Below are 15,430 nucleotides of genomic sequence, written 5' to 3'. Positions count from 1 at the left end.
ATCACAGAGGGCCTCCAAGCCAGGGGGATCGGTAGTGCGGGGCGTTGTCGCCGTGCTCGTGGACGTGGTCGTGCCCGGGCAGGGCGTGGTGGCCAGAGCCGTGGAGGTCAGCGATGTCGGTGGTGTGCTCGAGTACACGGCCGGCGTCGAGGATGAGCGCCTCGTCCACCAGCTCGCGGTATTCGTGGACCTCGTGCAAGACGAGGATGATCGTCTTGCCCTTGGCCTTCTCAGCCGCGAGCGTGGCGAGGATGGTTTCGCGCGAAGAGCTGTCGACGCCGGCAAAGGGCTCGTCGAGGATGAGCAGGTCCGGGTCGCGGACGAGGGCGCGGGCGGTGAGGATGCGCTGCTGTTGGCCGCCGGAGAAGGTCTGCACAGACTCGTTCGCGCGATCGGCCAGCCCGACTGTTTCGAGCGCGGCCATCGCGGCTTCCCGTCCGCCGCGCCGGGGGCGCAGGAGATTGCCGTACACAAGGCCGCCCATGACGGTCTCGAGCGCGGTAGCGGGAACGCCGGAGGTCGCCGTCGTGCGCTGGGGAGCAAATCCGATGCGGGCCCAGTCCACCTTGCGGCGCGCGGTGAGGTCCGTGCCGAACAGCGTGATCGTGCCCGCAGACGTGGGGATGGCCCCGACAAGCGCACGCACAAGCGTGGACTTGCCGGAGCCATTCGCACCAAGCACGGCGAGGGTGCGGCCCTGGGCCAGCTCGAAGTCGATCCCTAACAGGATGTGGGCCGATCCGAGCTGGACGTGCAGGCCACTCGCAGTAACTGCGGGCGTCATTAGCACCCCATGGACGTGCGCAGCAGTTCGATGTCGTGCTTCATCACGTCGAGGTAATCCATGTTCGGGTCACGCTGGGTGGCGGCCGGGTCGAGGACGTCGGCCGTGAGGTTGAGGTCATCGCCGATCGCCTTCGCGGTCTTCGTCTCGCCATCCGAGGTGGCGAAGACCGTGTCAATCTGGTGCTCGGTCACGAGCTCCTGGATCTCGCGGATGCGGGCCGGCGAGGGCTCAATCTCCGGGTCGAAACCGGCGATGCCGATCTGGTTGAGCCCGGCCTCAAGCGCGAGGTAAGAGAAGGCCTTGTGCGACACGAGGAAGGAATCCGTGCGGCACTGCGTAGCGTCGATCCCCTCGAGCTCGTCCAACAGGCCCTGCAGGTCGGCCTTGACGGCCTCGGCGTTCGCCTCGTAGGTGGCCTTGTTCGCCTCGTCCAGGTTGATGAGCTGCTGGGCGATCGTGTCCGCGGCGAGCATCATGCGGGCCGGATCGGTCCAGAAGTGCGGATCGTGCGTGCCGTGGTCGTGGCCGTCGCCGTCCTCGTGGTCATGGTCGTGATCGTGACCTTCGGCCTCGGCGTCGTGGTCATGGTCGTGATCGTGATCTTCGGCCTCGGCGTCGTGATCGTGGCCCTCGTGCGGGTCGGTGCCGAGCTCGGCGAAGGGCAGGAGGTTGACCGAATCGCCGATGTTGACGGCCGAGACGTCGGAGGCATCGATCGCGTCGTCGATGGCGGGGGAGAGCTTGGTGATGTAGAGCACGAGGTCGGCGTCCGACAGCTCGGAGACCTCCTTGGGGGACAGCTCGACGCCGTGGGCGTCGGCCCCGGGCGGGGTGAGGTCGGTGACAGCTACGTGCTCGCCGCCGATGCGCTCGGCCAGGTAGGTCAGCGGGTAGAAGGAGGTGGTGACCTTGAGGGCCGAGGAGTCGGCGCTATCGGTGCTGCCGGCATCGGGCGCGGAGGAACAGGCACTCAGCGCGAGGGCGCTGGCGAAGAACACTGAAGCAGTTTTTAACATCTTCATGGGAACTATTATCGGAGTATTTGAGAATGACAGTCAATCTCCGGTGATGCCTTCCACATGGGGCGAGGCCGTGGAAAGGGGGCGTTCACCATAGAATAAAAGTGGACCTTCGTCTGGCCACCGGGTTTCCGGTGACCCGCAGCAGCCAGCTGCGGGGTGGTATTCCGCACCATCCAGGTGCGGCAAAGAAAGGAGCGAAACAGTGGCCAAGCAGGCACCTTCGCGTCTCGATCAAGCAATTTCCCTCGCCAAGCGGCGCGGCTTCGTCTTCCCCTCGGGTGAAATCTATGGCGGCACGCGCTCCGCGTGGGATTACGGGCCGCTCGGCGTCGAGCTCAAGGAAAACATCAAGCGCCAGTGGTGGAAGCGGAACGTGCAGGGGCGCGCCGACGTCGTCGGCCTGGATTCCTCCATCATTCTGCCGCGCCAGGTCTGGCACGCGTCCGGGCACGTGGACACGTTCTCGGACCCGCTGGTGGAGTGCCTCGAGTGCCACAAGCGCCTGCGTGAGGACGAGCTCATCGAGCAGTACGCCGCCAAGAACGGCGTGGACGAGGCGGACGTGACGATGGCGGACGTGGCCTGCCCCAACTGTGGCAACCGCGGCAAGTGGACTGAACCGCGCGCGTTTTCCGGCATGCTCAAGACCTTCCTCGGGCCGGTCGACGACGAGGCGGGGTTGCACTACCTGCGCCCGGAGACCGCCCAGGGCATTTTTGTTAATTTCGCCAACGTCATGACGTCGGCGCGCGTGAAGCCCCCGTTCGGCATCGCCCAGACGGGCAAGTCCTTCCGCAACGAGATCACGCCGGGCAACTTCATCTTCCGCACCCGCGAGTTCGAGCAGATGGAGATCGAGTTCTTCGTCAAGCCGGGCGAGGACGAGGAATGGCACCAGGCGTGGATTGATGAGCGCCTGGCCTTCTACACCGACCTCGGCATTGATCCGGACAACCTGCGCCTCTACGAGCACCCGCAGGAGAAACTCTCGCATTACTCCAAGCGGACGGTGGACATCGAGTACCGCTTCGGCTTCCCGAACTCCGAGTTCGGCGAGCTCGAGGGGATTGCGAACCGTACGGACTTCGACCTCTCGGCCCACTCGGAGGCCTCGGGCAAGAAACTGGAGTACTTCGACCAGCAGTCCGGCGAGCGCTACACGCCGTACGTCATCGAGCCGTCGGCGGGCTTGACCCGCTCGCTTATGGCCTTCCTCGTGGAGGCCTACGCGGAGGACGAGGCGCCCAACACGAAGGGCGGCGTGGATAAGCGCGTTGTACTCAAGCTCGACCCGCGCCTGGCCCCCGTCAAGGTGGCCGTGCTTCCGCTCTCGCGTAAGGAGGAGCTGACGTCGGTGGCGAAAGACCTCGCGGCTGACCTGCGCAAGTACTGGAACATCGAGTACGACGACGCCGGGGCCGTGGGCCGCCGCTACCGCCGCCAGGACGAGATCGGCACGCCGTACTGCGTGACGATCGACTTCGACTCCCTGGATGACAAGGCGGTGACGATCCGCGACCGCGACACGATGGAGCAGGTCCGCATCCCAATGGATGAGGTCAAGTCCTTCCTGTCTGAGAAGCTGGCGGGCTGTTAGTGGGTAGCTCTCACGACGGGGTGGGCCACGTGCACTCGCACGCGGCCCACCTTTCCATGGGCCCGCAGCAGCGCCGGAAGGTACGGCTGATCCTTGCGGCGATCGTGGTGCCGCTCGCGGTGGCCACCCTCGTTGGCCTGGTGTGGTTGTGGCCGCGGGGTGAGACCCCGGTGGGTTCGGTGGAGCTCAACTATTCCGGTTCGTCGACTGCGATCGGCACGGTCACGTCGATCGGCGCAATGGACGAGGTGGGCCAGTACCCGGTCACGATGGTGGTGGACGGGGTGGAGGTGCCGGTCCACGTGCCGTTCGAGGTGGTGGGCAACGGGCTGGACGTGGGCGATAAGATTAAGGCCCTGTTCAATCCCGGCGCGGTGGAGTTTGGCTCTCCCTATATCTTTGTGGACTTCGTGCGCGACGTGCCGTTGTCGGCGCTGGTGGCGCTTTACGTCATCGTCGTGGTGGCGGTGGCCCGCTGGAAGGGGCTCGCGGCGCTGTTAGGCCTGACCGCCTCGCTCGCGGTGGTGGGCACCTTCATGTTGCCGGCTCTCATGGTGGGTACTGCCCCGCTGGCCGTCATCGTGGTGGGGGCATCGGCGATGATGTTCGCCTCCATTTACTTCGCCCACGGTGTCTCGATCCGTACCACGACGGCGGTGCTTGGCACCTTTGCCGGCCTGCTCATTACGGGTGTTCTGGCGGCGGTGTCGGTGCGGGCGAATAACCTCACGGGCACGCTGTCGGACGACGCGATTTCGCTGGCCGGGCAGCTGACCTACCTCAACATGAGCGACATCCTCCTGTGCGGGATCATCCTGGCTGGCCTGGGCGCGCTTAACGACGTGACGATCACGCAGGTCTCCACCGTGTGGGAGTTGCAGGCGGCGAACGCGGCGGCGAGCCGTGCGAAGGTGTTCAGCCAGGCGATGGTGATCGGCCGCGACCACATTGCCTCCACTGTCTACACCCTCGCCTTCGCCTACGTGGGCACCTCGCTGCCGCTCCTCATGAGCGCGGCGCTGGTCAACCGCGGGGTGCTCGACCTGTTCACGGTGGGCCAGATCGCTGAGGAGATCGTCCGTACGCTCGTTGCCTCGATCGGCCTGGTGCTCGCCATCCCGATGACCACGGCGATCGCCACCCTGCTTGCGCCCATTGCGCCCTCGCGGAAGGCGGACGCATGAGCTTCCCGTCCGCGTCCGCTCGCCTCACGACGCCGCAGCGCGGCGTCCCTGCCGTGCGCATCGGCTCCCTCGGGCTCGGCACCCCGCTCATGCTCGCCCCGATGGCGGGCGTGACCAACCCGCCCTTCCGCCAGCTGTGCCGGCAGTTTGGCGAGCAGGCCCTGGCCGACGTCGCCGGCGATTCGGGCGCGGCCGGGCCGGACGGCGTCGTGAATCCTGATCACGCGGAGGGAACGTTTGCGCCGGCGGGGCTGTACGTGTGCGAGATGATCACGTCGCGGGCGCTGGTGGAGCGCACGCCAGAGACGATGCGGATGATCCAGCCCGACATGGGCGACCCGGTGCGCTCAATCCAGATTTACGGCGTGGGCCCAGCGGCGGTGGGGGAGTCGGTGCGGCTGGTGGTCGGGAACGGGTACGCCGACCACATCGACCTCAACTTCGGCTGCCCTGTGCCCAAGGTGACCCGCAAGGGCGGCGGCTCTGCGCTGCCGTGGAAGCACGACCTGTTCGAGGCGATCGTGAGCGAGGCCGTGCGCGCGGCCAACGAGGCCTCGGGCGGGCGCGTGCCGGTCACGGCCAAGTTCCGTATCGGTATCGACGACGACCACGAGACCTTCCGCGACGTGGCCCGGATCTGCGAGGATGCCGGGATCGCGGCCCTCACCCTGCACGCCCGCACCACCGCCCAGCACTATGCGGGTACGGCCCGTTGGGAGGTCATTGGCGATCTGGTGCGCGAATCGTCCCTGCCGGTCTTCGGCAACGGCGACGTGTTTGAGGCCGAGGATGCGGCAGCGATGATGGAGCTAACGGGAGCGGTCGGAGCCGTGGTGGGGCGCGGATGCCAGGGCCGGCCCTGGCTGTTCTACGACCTCGTGGCCGCTATGCATGGCTCGGATCGGCGTATGCGGCCGAACCTGGCTCGTGTGTGCGAGATCATCATGCGCCACGCCGAGTTCGCGGTGGAGCACTTTGGGGATGAGCGCCGGGCGATGCGCGAGATGCGCAAGCACGTGGGCTGGTATATGCGCGGCTTCGCCGTGGGCGGGCAGCTGCGGCGCGACCTGGGGCTGGTGGAGACGCTGGAGGACCTGCGCGCCCGCCTCGGCCAGCTCGACCTTGACCAGCCTTACCCGGAGGCGGCCAGCGGGCCGCGCGGCCGGGCCGGCGGGGAAAAGCAGCCACACCTGCCCGAATTCTGGCTCGACTCCCACGAGCTTACCGCCGAGCAGAAGGCGCGCCTGCACGAGGCCGAGCTCGGGATCTCGGGCGGCTGACGCCCGCTGTGAGGCCCGCGCACAATTCGGGGGCAGCGCTCAATTCGGGGGCAACCCTAGCGCCGCAGCCAGGCGGCTTCCCCGGGTGGGATCACAAGGTTGGTGCCCTCCTCGGGGAGTTCGATGAGGGAGGAGACGAGCACTCGGCCGTCGTTGGGCACCAGGTAGGGGTAGGGGCCGAAGTTGAGTAGCATGCTCACCTTGTCGGTGACGAGCCAGATGAAGCCGTCGGCCGCCTTGTCGGTGGAGATGAGGATCGAGGAGTGATGGAGCGAGAGCGAGTTGCGCAGGCGCAGCGCGTGGCGCACTGACGGCGAGCGGCCCGGGATGTTCTGCTCGAAGTGGAGGAAGCCGGGGAAGAAGCACGAGGCGAGGAGGATCGCGCCCTCGCTCAGGTTTCCGGCGCGGTTTTCGAGCGCGTCGAAGGAGCAGTTCCAGGAGGGGATTGCGCCGGCGATTTCGAAGAATTGCAGGATGTTGGCGACCTCGCCGGGGAAGGTGTCCGGGGTGAAGGCGTGTGGGGTGGCGATCTGGAAGCGCACCACGTCGAAGAAGTCTTCGAGGGCGTGGGTGCTGGCCTCGGCAAAGGAGGTGGAGCGCACGTTGGCGGACACGATCGCGTCCTGGTGGGATTCGACGTAGGCGAGGAGTTCGCGGGTGTCCCAGCCGGCGTGGATGTGCGCGCCGGAGTCGGTGAGCTCTTCGGGGTCGGTGAGGTCGATCGTGCCGAGTTCTACGCCGTAGGCGCCGTGGTCGAACCATTGGTTAAGGATGGCATAGCGTTCCGCGGCGAGTGCGGGGGCGCGGGCGACGACGTCGGCGCCGACGTGCGGCAAGAGGCGGACACCCCGCCGCGAGGCTGCGCGGGTGACCTTCTCGATGTAGTCCGGTTCGGCGTCGGCAATCAGGGCGGGCAGGGACATGACGTTCATGCCGAAGCGCGCGCATTCGGAGATGAGCCCGAGGGCGACGTTGGTGGTGTGGACTTCCTGAGGGGTGGCCTGGTACCACAGGTGATGTCGCGCCCAGGGGCCGGGAACGCGCGGCGCGCGGTACAGCGGCGAGGCCGTTGGAGAACCCTGGTTGGATGCAATCACGTGTTCCATTGTGCCACAGCGGGTAAGGTGAGGGCGTGAGTTATTCTTCTATCGATACCCAGCGCTGGGCGCACGAACCCTCGAAGAATCCGTCCCGCACCGACTTCGAGCGCGATCGGGCCCGGGTGCTGCATTCCTCGGCGCTGCGGCGGCTGGGTGCGAAGACCCAGGTGCTCGGCCCTGAGTCAGACGACTTCATCCGCACCCGCCTCACCCATTCTCTCGAGGTGGCCCAGGTGGGGCGGAGCCTGGCGAAGAACCTCGGCGCGGACCAGGACCTGGTGGAGGCCGCCTGCCTGTGCCACGACATCGGCCACCCGCCCTTCGGCCACAACGGCGAGCACACGCTCAACGACATCTGCGCCGGCATCGGCGGTTTCGAGGGCAACGCCCAGACCTTGCGCGTCATTACGCGGCTCGAGCCGAAGCGTTTTCACGACGACGACCGCCCGGCCGGCCTTAACCTCACGCGCGCCACGATCGACGCCACGATCAAGTACCCCTGGCCGCTCTTCGGCGGGCCCGCTGGGAGCCTGAGCCCCAAGTTCGGCTACTACGCCGACGACGAGCCCGTGTTCGCGTGGGTGCGCGGGGGCGAGGAGGGCCGGTGTGCCGAGGCGCAGATGATGGACCTGTCCGACGACATCGCCTACTCCGTCCACGACATCGAGGATGCGATCGTGCGCGGTAAGCTCGACCCTTCGGCGTTGCAGGCGGACCGGACGCGGCAGGTCGACGACGTCGTCGCCGCAACCACCCTGTGGTACGGCACGGCGATTCCGGCTGACGAGCTGGTGGCCGCCTCCCAACGCTTGTTTGCCATGAAATCCTGGCCCGCGAGCTACGAGGGCACGCTACGCGACCTGGCCCGCCTCAAGGATCTTACCTCGGATTTGATCGGGCGCTTCGTGTCGGCTGTGTGTAGCGTGAGCCTGGAGGCGAGCGGCGGGGAGCCGATCTACCGCCACGCTGCGGGCCTCACCGTGCCGCGCGAGACCCTGGCCGAGATCACGTTCCTCAAGGGCCTGGCCGTCCACTACGTCATGGCCCCGCGCGAGTTCGAACCGGTCTACTACGAGCAGCGCACCTTGCTCATGGACCTCGTGGACGCGATCACGGAAAATCCGCAGGAGCGCCTCGAGCGGCAGTTCCTCGACCAGTGGTGCGAGGCGGCGGGGGAGGACGCGAAGCTGCGGGTGGTCGTCGACCAGATTGCCTCCCTCACCGACCAGTCGGCCCGCCTGTGGCACGCCCGGTTCTGCGGGATGCTGAGGAATTAGTTATCCACCGGGCGCGCTCGCGGGGGCGAAACCCGCGAGCCGGGGCACTCGGGCGCGCAGGGGCGGTCGCTTGCCGCTAAGATGGGGGCGTGGCTGGGCTGATCAAACGGGAGAGTATCGATGAGGTGCGCTATCGCGCGCGCATCGAGGACGTGGTCGGCCAGTATGTGACGCTCAAGAGCGCCGGGGTGGGCTCGATGAAGGGGCTGTGCCCGTTCCATGACGAAAAGACGCCCTCGTTTAACGTGCGCCCGCACGTGGGCCGTTGGCACTGCTTCGGGTGCGGCGAGGGCGGGGACGCGATCTCGTTCATCGAGAAGATCGAACACATTTCGTTTGTGGAGGCTGTCGAGCACCTCGCGGAGAAGTTTGGGGTGGCCCTGCAATATGAGGAGGGCGCACCGGTTCAGCGCGGTCCGCGCGACGTGACGCGGGCCCGGCTCATCGACGCCCACCGCGTGGCCGAGGACTTCTATGTCAAGCAGCTCCACACGCCCGAGGGCGCGCAGGCGCGCGAGCTGCTCGAGGGGCGCGGCTTTGACGCGGAGGCGATCGCGTACTTCCGCGTGGGCTACTCGCCCAATTCGTGGGACGCGATGCTGTCCGAGCTGCGTCGCAAGGGCTTTACGGAAAAGGAGATCGCGGCGTCGGGACTGGTCACGGCTGGAAGCCGCGGGCACTACGACCGCTTCCGCAACCGGGTGATGTGGCCGATCCACTCGATCACGGGCGAGCCAATCGGGTTCGGCGCCCGCAAGCTGGGGGACGAGGAGGGGCCCAAGTACCTCAACACCCCCGAAACGATGATCTACAAGAAGTCCCAGGTGCTCTACGGGCTGGACCTGGCGAAGAAGGACGTTGCGAAGGACCGGCGGATCGTGGTGGTCGAGGGGTATACGGACGTCATGGCCGCCCACCTCGCCGGCGTTCCGCACGCTGTGGCCACATGCGGCACGGCCTTTGGCGAGGAGCACGTGAAGATCGTGCGCCGGTTGCTGGGGGACTCGGCGAATCCGGCCGCGGGCGTCATCCTGTCCTCGGGCCGGGCGTTCGGTGGGGAGGTCATCTTCACCTTCGACGGCGACGAGGCGGGCCAGAAAGCGGCGCTACGCGCCTTCCACGAAGACCAGAGCTTCGGTGCGCAAACCTTCGTGGCCGTCTCCCCGAACGGGCTCGACCCGTGCGATTACCGCCTTGCCTACGGGGACGAAGCCCTGCGGTACATGATCGACGCGCGCGAGCCGCTCTTCGCCTTCGTGTTGCGCTCGCTACTTGCCGGCCTGCCGCTCAATACCGCCGAGGGCCGCACGGCCGGACTGCGCACTACCGCGCCCGTGGTCGCCTCGATCCGGGACAGGGTGTTGCGTGCGGAGTACGTGCGGGAGCTCGCCGGCTACCTGGGGATGGACGAGCGGATCGTAGCTCAGGGTGTGCGTTCTGCGCCGCATGCGCCGGTGCCCGAATACGAGGAGGTGCTCCCGCCGATGCCGAGCGCGCTCCCCCCGCGCCACCGGATCCGCGACCCGCTCGAGCGGATCGAGCGCCAGGCCCTCGAGGTCATGCTGCAACTGCCCGGGCTCGCCCGCGCAGCCAACGCCCAGGAGCTCCCCGCGCGCACTTTCACCGTCCCCACCCACCAGGCGGTTCACGACGCGATCCGGGCGGCAGGCGGCGTCTTTATCTACGACGAACGCCTAGCCCAGCTACGCGAGCAGGGCGATGCGGCACCCGAGGAGCGGGCGGCCGCGTGGTACGTGGACCAGGTGATGGAGCACGCGGACGGCGTCGTCGCCCAGGCGGTCACCCAGCTGTCCGTGGAACCGCTACCCGAGGCGGGGGATCAGTGGCCGTACGTGCGAGGGATCATGATGTCGCTCATCCGGCAGGGCATTACGCGGCAGATCGCGGAGGTGCGCGGCCAGATGCGCAGAACCGCCCCCGATTCCCCCGATCAGGACGTGCTGTTCGCGCGCCTGATCGAACTGGAGAATCAGAGGCGGGCCTTCGACGAAACCGACACCTAGGCGGTTAGCGCTCCTCGTAGTTCTTGGCGAGGGCCTCGACCTTGGCCACAAGCTCGCTGACGTCGGCGCCCTGGCCGGCACGCATGCCGAGCAGGAACAGGGTCATCGGCGCGCCGGGGCGGGAGGGGCCGTGCGCGATCGTGCTCACCAGGTCGAGCAGCTCGTCGCGGTGGGTGTTGATGAGGGCGGGGTCGGCGTCGACCTCGGTGGCGACGGCGTCGAGCCACTTGCCCATGATCGCCATCTTGGTTGCTTCATCAGTCATGACTGATCCTTTCTTTCGTTTTCTTCTCGCGGTGCTTGTCATGGATAAAGGAGACGAGGACGGCCAGGAGGTAGAGCCCGATGAGCACGAACGCCTGGATTGTCATCGGCCAGGGGGAGGGTAGCGGGTTGGCGATCGCGGCGAAGACAAAGCAGAGCACCACGGCCCAGCGCCAGTGCCGTAGCATCGGCTTCCACCCGAGGATTCCAAGAAAGTTGAGCGCCACCAGCACCTCCGGTGCCAGGAAGGACAGGCCGAAGGCCATGACCAGACGCATGTAGAACGTCACGTACGTGGTGGCCCGGAGCAGACTGGCGGAGTTTTCGGGGTTGAAGCTGGTGAGGATATCCACCGCAAGGGGCGCCATCCGCATGCCGGAGACGACGCCCGCGGCGAACAGGATGACGCCCGCGAACCCGAAGGCGAGCACGTGGATCTTCTCGCGGCGCTTGAGGCCGGGGGAAATGAAGGCGAAGATCTGGTAGACCCACCACGGGCTCGTGATGATCGTGCCAATCCAGATCGACACCTTCAGCTTCAGGTCAAAGGCCGCGCCGATCGTGTCGAAGTTGAGCAGGGCCTGCTGCTTCGTGATTTCGGCGAGCGGCGCCGTGATGTAGTCCATGACCGGCCCGTACAGGTACCAGCCGGCAATCGAACCGATCCCGATGCCGAGCAGTGCCCACATGAGCCGTTTGCGCAGCTCGCGCAGGTGTTCGCGGATCGGCATGATCCCTTCGGGATTCTTGCGTCTACGGGCGCTCACTGATTTTGCTGGCTATCCGCCTGGCCCTCAAGGCCCGTGGGGAAGGGCGGGTTCTGCGGGTAGGGCTGCTGGGGTAGCGCCTGGCCCGGGATCTGCTCGCCGGGCGCGTAACCGTCCTGCTGCGGTGCCTGGCCGGGCTGCGGTGCCTGACCAGGCTGGGGGTAGGGCGGCTGGCCGGGCTGCTGGTACTGCTGGCCCTGATACGGTTGCTGGCCCTGGTAGGGCTGCTGGTAGGGCTGGCCCTGCGGCGGGATCTGCTTCGGCTCGTCGTCTTGCAGCTCGCGCAGTTCCTTCTTCATCACCTTGGCCGACTGGCCGAGCGAGCGCGCGATGTCAGGCAGCTTCGCGGTTCCGAAAATGATGAGCAAGACGATGACGAGGATGAGGATGTGGGTCGGCTTCATAGAGCTTCCTTTCCGATGACCAGGGACACCAGTGTAGCGAATGGTCTTTAGTTCTTTTTCTGATTGAGCGAGTTGGTTTGCTGCATCCACGCTTGCATTTCTTCGTGGACGGCTTCGCGGATCATCTGGCGAGGGTCGAGGTCGCGCATGTCGAAGGCGGACAGGTCAAGGTCGGATAGCCCCGCCGACTTTAGGTCCGCCGAGGTCTCCTCGCGCACCCGCGCCGAGAAGCCCTTGGCCGCGTCGATGGCTTTGCGCAGGCCGCGCAGGGCGCTGATGATCGCCTCGGGCCCGAGCACGATCACGGCCACCACGAGGATGATGAGGAACTCCCCTCCAGAGATCCCGAAAAACTCCATGCCCCGATCCTATCGTCTCGTTCGGCGATTGTCCGGGTCGGCGTGGGCGCGGGGGACGGCGTCGTTGTAGAGTGAGCCAGTAACATCAGGAGGTAGGATGACGACGCCGTGGCAGGACTCGCTACCAGAGCGCAAGATGCGTTCGGTGCAGCTCGCAACAGCCTTGTATTCGTTAGCGCGCTTCTATGTGGAGGCGCCGAATCACGACGTGGTGGGCCGGTTTTCGGACCCAGCGATGGCGCAGACGTGGCCACTTCGCGACCCGCAATCGCTAGTGGCGCTGGCTGAGATAGGGCAGGCCGGCGAGAGCGTCTACGTGCTCAACGCCGAGTTCAACTCGCTGATTGGGCCGTCGGGTTCTTTGCGGATGGCGGAGTCGGAGTTCACGGGCGAGGACCCGCTGCCGCTCGTGCAGGAGCTTGCCGAGCAGTACCGTGCGGCGGGGTATGCCTCGCAGAAGACCGAGAGCTATCCGCGTGACCACGTGGCCGTGGAACTGGCCTTCCTCGCCCACCTCGTGATCGGCTCGGCCGATCGCGAGAAGGACGCGGAAATTCGTCGGTTCCGCGGCGAGCACCTCGACAGGTTTGTTCCCGAGCTCCTCGAGGAGCTCGAGGCACAGGCGACGACCGCGACGTACCGCGGCGTCGTCGCCCTGACCCGCGCCGCTCTGGCCGGCGTGGAGGAGCTGACGGGTGCCGATGGCTGACAACGTCGGCGCGTTGCTGCGTTGGCTGCACGCCCACGACCTGCCCAAGGAGGTCGTGGTGGTGTGCGAGCACACGGTGGCGCCCAAGCTGGGGCGGGGCCGCCAGCTGGTGGTGTGGGACGGGTGCCTGAAGGATTCCTCAATTGGAGTGCCGGCCCAGTTGCTGGCGCTGGGGATTGCGAAGGTCAGCGTACTGCCCTGCCCGGTCGACCCGGCGGGCGTGGGCGCGCAAGTGGCGAGGTGGCAGTCGCTGACACCGGGGCTCGTGGGCGAGGCAGAGGTCAAGCGGGCGATCTGGCCCGGACCCGAACCTTTGCACCTTGGGAAGATCGCGATGCCGCGGCGCGTGCTGCTGGGCCTCGGCCTGCGCGACGCCCAACCGATCCCCCTCAAGGCAGACGACACCACGCGCACACTCGCCGCGATCGAGCTACTCACCGAACGCGGGCAGATCGGCAGGGGAGAAGGACTCCAGGCACAGCTGGGCGGCGTGCGGCTGGGGGTGACCGGATGCACGGCGTGTGGCGTGTGCGTGCAGGCGTGCCCCACGGGCGCCCTCGAACTGCGCCACCGCGCGGGTGGATCCGAGCTGTGGCAGCACTCCGAACTGTGCCGGGGTGAGCAGCAGTGCGTGAGCCTGTGCCCGGTGCGCGCCGTGTGGGTGCAGGGCCCGATGCGGCTCGGCGACCTGCTCGACGAACCCGAACGCCGGCTCGCCGCAGTAGCCAGCGCACGCTGCGCCCGGTGCGGGGCCGCCCACCCGGCCGAGGAAGGCGAGCTGTGCCAAGTGTGCGCCTATCGAGCGGCGAACCCCTTCGGCTCGATGATGCCGCCGGGTCATGCGGTTCCCGGGCAGGCGGCTCCCGAGCAGGCGGGGAGGCTCGGGCCTGCATAGCCGGAGTCGCCGGTGCCGGGGTGACCGGCGGAAATGTCATTTTGGCGGTGGCCGCTGGTACACTTACGGGGCAAGCCCCCATAGCTCAGATGGTTAGAGCAGGGAACTCATAATTCTTTGGTCCCGGGTTCAAGTCCTGGTGGGGGCACCAGTGTGCCGGGCGGACGTCGTCGTGGCATGCAAGGCGAAGCGCGGCGTCGAGCCGGGTATGCCCGGTACCCACGTCTGCCTGTGGATAACGAAAGCACGGCCGTCGGCCCCGGGGATAAGTTGGCTTCATGAAGAAGCGAATTTTTGCGATGGCTATGACTGCCGCCGTGCTGGCCAGCGGGCTGGCCGGGTGTACCACCAAGGAGACGGCGCCGGCCGAAACAACTTCCACTGGCACCTCCACTGGCACTGCCACCGCCGAGCCCTCTAGCACCTACACGATCCCGCCGCGCCCGGCGATGGAGGCACCGGCGGAGCCGGAGTTGACCGGCGTCGACATAGAAAATGCATACGTTCTTGCGAAGTATTACTTCGAGCTTTATCAGTACGTTGTAGCTACGGGGGACACGACTAACTGGCAGAAGTATGCTCATCCAGAATGCGACTACTGTGCCAAGGTTCAGGCTAATGCCGAGAAAGATAACGAAATTGGGGCATGGTCTGACGTCCACTTTGGGATCCTGAACTCTGAACGTTTCTATTCCACTGGGGATATCGACTTCAGGATTGACTTCCTGATTGAACGTGGTGAAATCACTTACTACACGGATGACGAAGCCAAAAAGGTCGATCCGGGCCAGAATACGTTAGTAATTGGCCTTAAGGCGGAAGGCGATTCACTGCTCGTTCGTTCCTTCGACATCATTGGTTCTTCTTACTTCGGTGAGGAGCAATTGCCGTGAACGTGAACGTCTTGGCACTGGCATCGATCCTGCTAACCGGCGTCGTTACACCCGACGGCACCACAGTTGACTGGGGTATTGACGCTGGTGGTGGGGCGATCAATATCGATGCCTCGAACACGCGATGGGATGGAACCGTTGGGTCTAACGGCGGACAGTCGGGCGTGCCGGCCACCGGCGTCGGGCACGGCTCCGGCGGTGACACGAGCAAGCTGCAGGCGCTAACGGTGGACGAGATGTGCGACCAGGGATACTGGTCGAATACGGGGGCGTCGTACTTTGAGTCGGGGCGGATGTCGGGCCCCCTGGCGGAGTACTGCCTGTATCGCACGCCGAAGGAGCCGGGCGAGGCGGGGGAGTCTGATGCGGCGGCGCCGGCCCCGCAGATGACCGTGGCTGACCTGGGCTATTACATTCAGGCCAACGCGCAGACGATTATCGATGGCGGCGTTATGTCCTTGCAGCCGGCGTCGGGCCAGGTGGTCATCAACAAGCCGGTTTACTTTGCCTCGTCGGCGGCGCACTACACGACGTCGGTGACCGTGCTGGGCACGCAGGTGGAGCTGGCGTTCACGCCGTCGTCGTATGAGTGGCTGCCGGGCGATGAGTCCAGCTTCGTGACCTCCGACCCGGGCGGGACGTACCCGGACGGCGGCGTCACCTACACCTACACCCAGCCGGGCGCGTATACGCCGAGCGTGCGCGTGGGGTGGGAGGTGCTGATCCGCGTGGCGGGCTCGCCGGGATGGTACCCGGTTCCCGGCCAGGCGCTCACCGCCGTGACCTCCGAGCCGCTCACGGCCGTGGAGGCAGAGGCGGTGCTCACGGCGAATCGCTAGCCGCGGCGTCTCTCCAGTAGGCTGGGCAC

General features: G+C 66.5%; 16 protein-coding genes and 1 tRNA gene. 10 read left to right on the top strand and 7 right to left on the bottom strand.

Translation table 11 applies throughout. The features are described 5' to 3' along the window. Position 1: 1 nt before the first annotated feature. Both HMPREF3167_RS02660 and HMPREF3167_RS02655 read right to left on the bottom strand, forming a co-directional pair. Positions 2-784 carry a metal ABC transporter ATP-binding protein gene (locus tag HMPREF3167_RS02660; protein WP_068538386.1) on the bottom strand — a complete coding sequence of 261 codons (783 nt, stop codon included), beginning with the start codon at positions 782-784 and terminating at the stop codon, positions 2-4. After that, positions 784-1,809: a metal ABC transporter substrate-binding protein gene (locus HMPREF3167_RS02655; protein WP_083281049.1), complete on the bottom strand. Its 1,026-nt coding sequence runs from the start codon at positions 1,807-1,809 to the stop codon at positions 784-786. The genes HMPREF3167_RS02660 and HMPREF3167_RS02655 overlap by 1 nt, the downstream gene beginning before the upstream one ends. 202 nt (positions 1,810-2,011) lie before the next feature. On the opposite strand from HMPREF3167_RS02655, the gene HMPREF3167_RS02650 reads away from it, so the two are divergent. The 3 genes from HMPREF3167_RS02650 to dusB are packed head-to-tail and all read left to right on the top strand — an operon-like array spanning position 2,012 to position 5,870. After that, positions 2,012-3,406, top strand: a complete 1,395-nt coding sequence (locus HMPREF3167_RS02650) for a glycine--tRNA ligase (protein WP_068538384.1) — start codon at positions 2,012-2,014, stop codon at positions 3,404-3,406. Next, positions 3,406-4,590, top strand: coding sequence for a YibE/F family protein (locus HMPREF3167_RS02645; RefSeq protein WP_236698625.1), 1,185 nt, complete (start codon positions 3,406-3,408; stop codon positions 4,588-4,590). The genes HMPREF3167_RS02650 and HMPREF3167_RS02645 overlap by 1 nt, the downstream gene beginning before the upstream one ends. After that, positions 4,587-5,870, top strand: coding sequence for a tRNA dihydrouridine synthase DusB (dusB, locus tag HMPREF3167_RS02640; protein WP_168160818.1), 1,284 nt, complete (start codon positions 4,587-4,589; stop codon positions 5,868-5,870). Before HMPREF3167_RS02645 ends, dusB begins: the two co-directional genes overlap by 4 nt. A gap of 56 nt (positions 5,871-5,926) precedes the next feature. Here the strand turns inward: dusB and HMPREF3167_RS02635 are convergent, their stop codons facing one another. Then, positions 5,927-6,967 (bottom strand): hypothetical protein, encoded by a 1,041-nt coding sequence (locus HMPREF3167_RS02635; protein ID WP_145989839.1) that lies wholly within the window; start codon positions 6,965-6,967, stop codon positions 5,927-5,929. Positions 6,968-7,002: 35 nt separating this feature from the next. On the opposite strand from HMPREF3167_RS02635, the gene HMPREF3167_RS02630 reads away from it, so the two are divergent. Beyond that, entirely contained in the window at positions 7,003-8,247 is a 1,245-nt protein-coding gene (locus tag HMPREF3167_RS02630; RefSeq protein WP_070445361.1) for a deoxyguanosinetriphosphate triphosphohydrolase, read from the top strand. Positions 8,248-8,336: 89 nt separating this feature from the next. Next, positions 8,337-10,271, top strand: coding sequence for a DNA primase (gene dnaG / locus HMPREF3167_RS02625; RefSeq protein ID WP_062612219.1), 1,935 nt, complete (start codon positions 8,337-8,339; stop codon positions 10,269-10,271). A gap of 4 nt (positions 10,272-10,275) precedes the next feature. Here dnaG and HMPREF3167_RS02620 read toward each other — a convergent pair whose 3' ends face one another. From HMPREF3167_RS02620 to HMPREF3167_RS02605, 4 genes are read right to left on the bottom strand one after another with little or no spacing between them, the layout of a single operon-like run. Then, the gene (locus HMPREF3167_RS02620; protein WP_062612221.1) at positions 10,276-10,536 is read right to left on the bottom strand and encodes a DUF6457 domain-containing protein; all 261 of its coding nucleotides are present in this window, start codon (positions 10,534-10,536) and stop codon (positions 10,276-10,278) included. Further along, the gene (tatC, locus tag HMPREF3167_RS02615) at positions 10,529-11,266 is read right to left on the bottom strand and encodes a twin-arginine translocase subunit TatC (protein WP_062612223.1); all 738 of its coding nucleotides are present in this window, start codon (positions 11,264-11,266) and stop codon (positions 10,529-10,531) included. The genes HMPREF3167_RS02620 and tatC overlap by 8 nt, the downstream gene beginning before the upstream one ends. Before the next feature lie 32 nt (positions 11,267-11,298). After that, entirely contained in the window at positions 11,299-11,706 is a 408-nt protein-coding gene (tatA, locus tag HMPREF3167_RS10165; RefSeq protein WP_068538380.1) for a Sec-independent protein translocase subunit TatA, read from the bottom strand. A 47-nt stretch (positions 11,707-11,753) separates the two neighbouring features. Beyond that, positions 11,754-12,065, bottom strand: a complete 312-nt coding sequence (locus HMPREF3167_RS02605; RefSeq protein WP_068538379.1) for a twin-arginine translocase TatA/TatE family subunit — start codon at positions 12,063-12,065, stop codon at positions 11,754-11,756. Positions 12,066-12,162: 97 nt separating this feature from the next. On the opposite strand from HMPREF3167_RS02605, the gene HMPREF3167_RS02600 reads away from it, so the two are divergent. The 5 genes from HMPREF3167_RS02600 (at position 12,163) to HMPREF3167_RS02580 (ending at position 15,401) form a co-directional block, all read left to right on the top strand. Then, on the top strand, positions 12,163-12,774 hold the full coding sequence (locus tag HMPREF3167_RS02600) for a TorD/DmsD family molecular chaperone (protein WP_070445359.1): 612 nt from the start codon (positions 12,163-12,165) through the stop codon (positions 12,772-12,774). Continuing rightward, a complete protein-coding gene (locus tag HMPREF3167_RS02595; RefSeq protein ID WP_148132372.1) occupies positions 12,767-13,669 on the top strand; it encodes a 4Fe-4S dicluster domain-containing protein in 903 nt (300 codons plus the stop codon). Before HMPREF3167_RS02600 ends, HMPREF3167_RS02595 begins: the two co-directional genes overlap by 8 nt. 74 nt (positions 13,670-13,743) lie before the next feature. Next, positions 13,744-13,820, top strand: a tRNA-Ile gene (locus HMPREF3167_RS02590). Between the two features lie 127 nt (positions 13,821-13,947). Continuing rightward, positions 13,948-14,562, top strand: coding sequence for a DUF6318 family protein (locus HMPREF3167_RS02585; RefSeq protein WP_148132371.1), 615 nt, complete (start codon positions 13,948-13,950; stop codon positions 14,560-14,562). Continuing rightward, positions 14,559-15,401: a hypothetical protein gene (locus tag HMPREF3167_RS02580; RefSeq protein ID WP_070445352.1), complete on the top strand. Its 843-nt coding sequence runs from the start codon at positions 14,559-14,561 to the stop codon at positions 15,399-15,401. Before HMPREF3167_RS02585 ends, HMPREF3167_RS02580 begins: the two co-directional genes overlap by 4 nt. The last annotated feature ends 29 nt before the right edge of the window (positions 15,402-15,430 follow it).

It is taken from the genome of Trueperella sp. HMSC08B05, assembly GCF_001808405.1.
Lineage (GTDB): Bacteria > Actinomycetota > Actinomycetes > Actinomycetales > Actinomycetaceae > Trueperella > Trueperella bernardiae.
This window is presented reverse-complemented; position numbering and strand designations above follow the sequence as displayed.

What these genes read in the sequence shown, in the direction of transcription:
- HMPREF3167_RS02660 (WP_068538386.1), bottom strand. Translation starts at nt 784, where the DNA reads ATGACGCCCGCAGTTACTGCGAGTGGCCTGCACGTCCAGCTCGGATCG.
- HMPREF3167_RS02655 (WP_083281049.1), bottom strand. Translation starts at nt 1,809, where the DNA reads ATGAAGATGTTAAAAACTGCTTCAGTGTTCTTCGCCAGCGCCCTCGCG.
- dusB (WP_168160818.1), top strand. Translation starts at nt 4,587, where the DNA reads ATGAGCTTCCCGTCCGCGTCCGCTCGCCTCACGACGCCGCAGCGCGGC.
- HMPREF3167_RS02620 (WP_062612221.1), bottom strand. Translation starts at nt 10,536, where the DNA reads ATGACTGATGAAGCAACCAAGATGGCGATCATGGGCAAGTGGCTCGAC.
- tatC (WP_062612223.1), bottom strand. Translation starts at nt 11,266, where the DNA reads ATGCCGATCCGCGAACACCTGCGCGAGCTGCGCAAACGGCTCATGTGG.
- tatA (WP_068538380.1), bottom strand. Translation starts at nt 11,706, where the DNA reads ATGAAGCCGACCCACATCCTCATCCTCGTCATCGTCTTGCTCATCATT.
- HMPREF3167_RS02605 (WP_068538379.1), bottom strand. Translation starts at nt 12,065, where the DNA reads ATGGAGTTTTTCGGGATCTCTGGAGGGGAGTTCCTCATCATCCTCGTG.
- HMPREF3167_RS02600 (WP_070445359.1), top strand. Translation starts at nt 12,163, where the DNA reads ATGACGACGCCGTGGCAGGACTCGCTACCAGAGCGCAAGATGCGTTCG.
- HMPREF3167_RS02595 (WP_148132372.1), top strand. Translation starts at nt 12,767, where the DNA reads ATGGCTGACAACGTCGGCGCGTTGCTGCGTTGGCTGCACGCCCACGAC.
- HMPREF3167_RS02585 (WP_148132371.1), top strand. Translation starts at nt 13,948, where the DNA reads ATGAAGAAGCGAATTTTTGCGATGGCTATGACTGCCGCCGTGCTGGCC.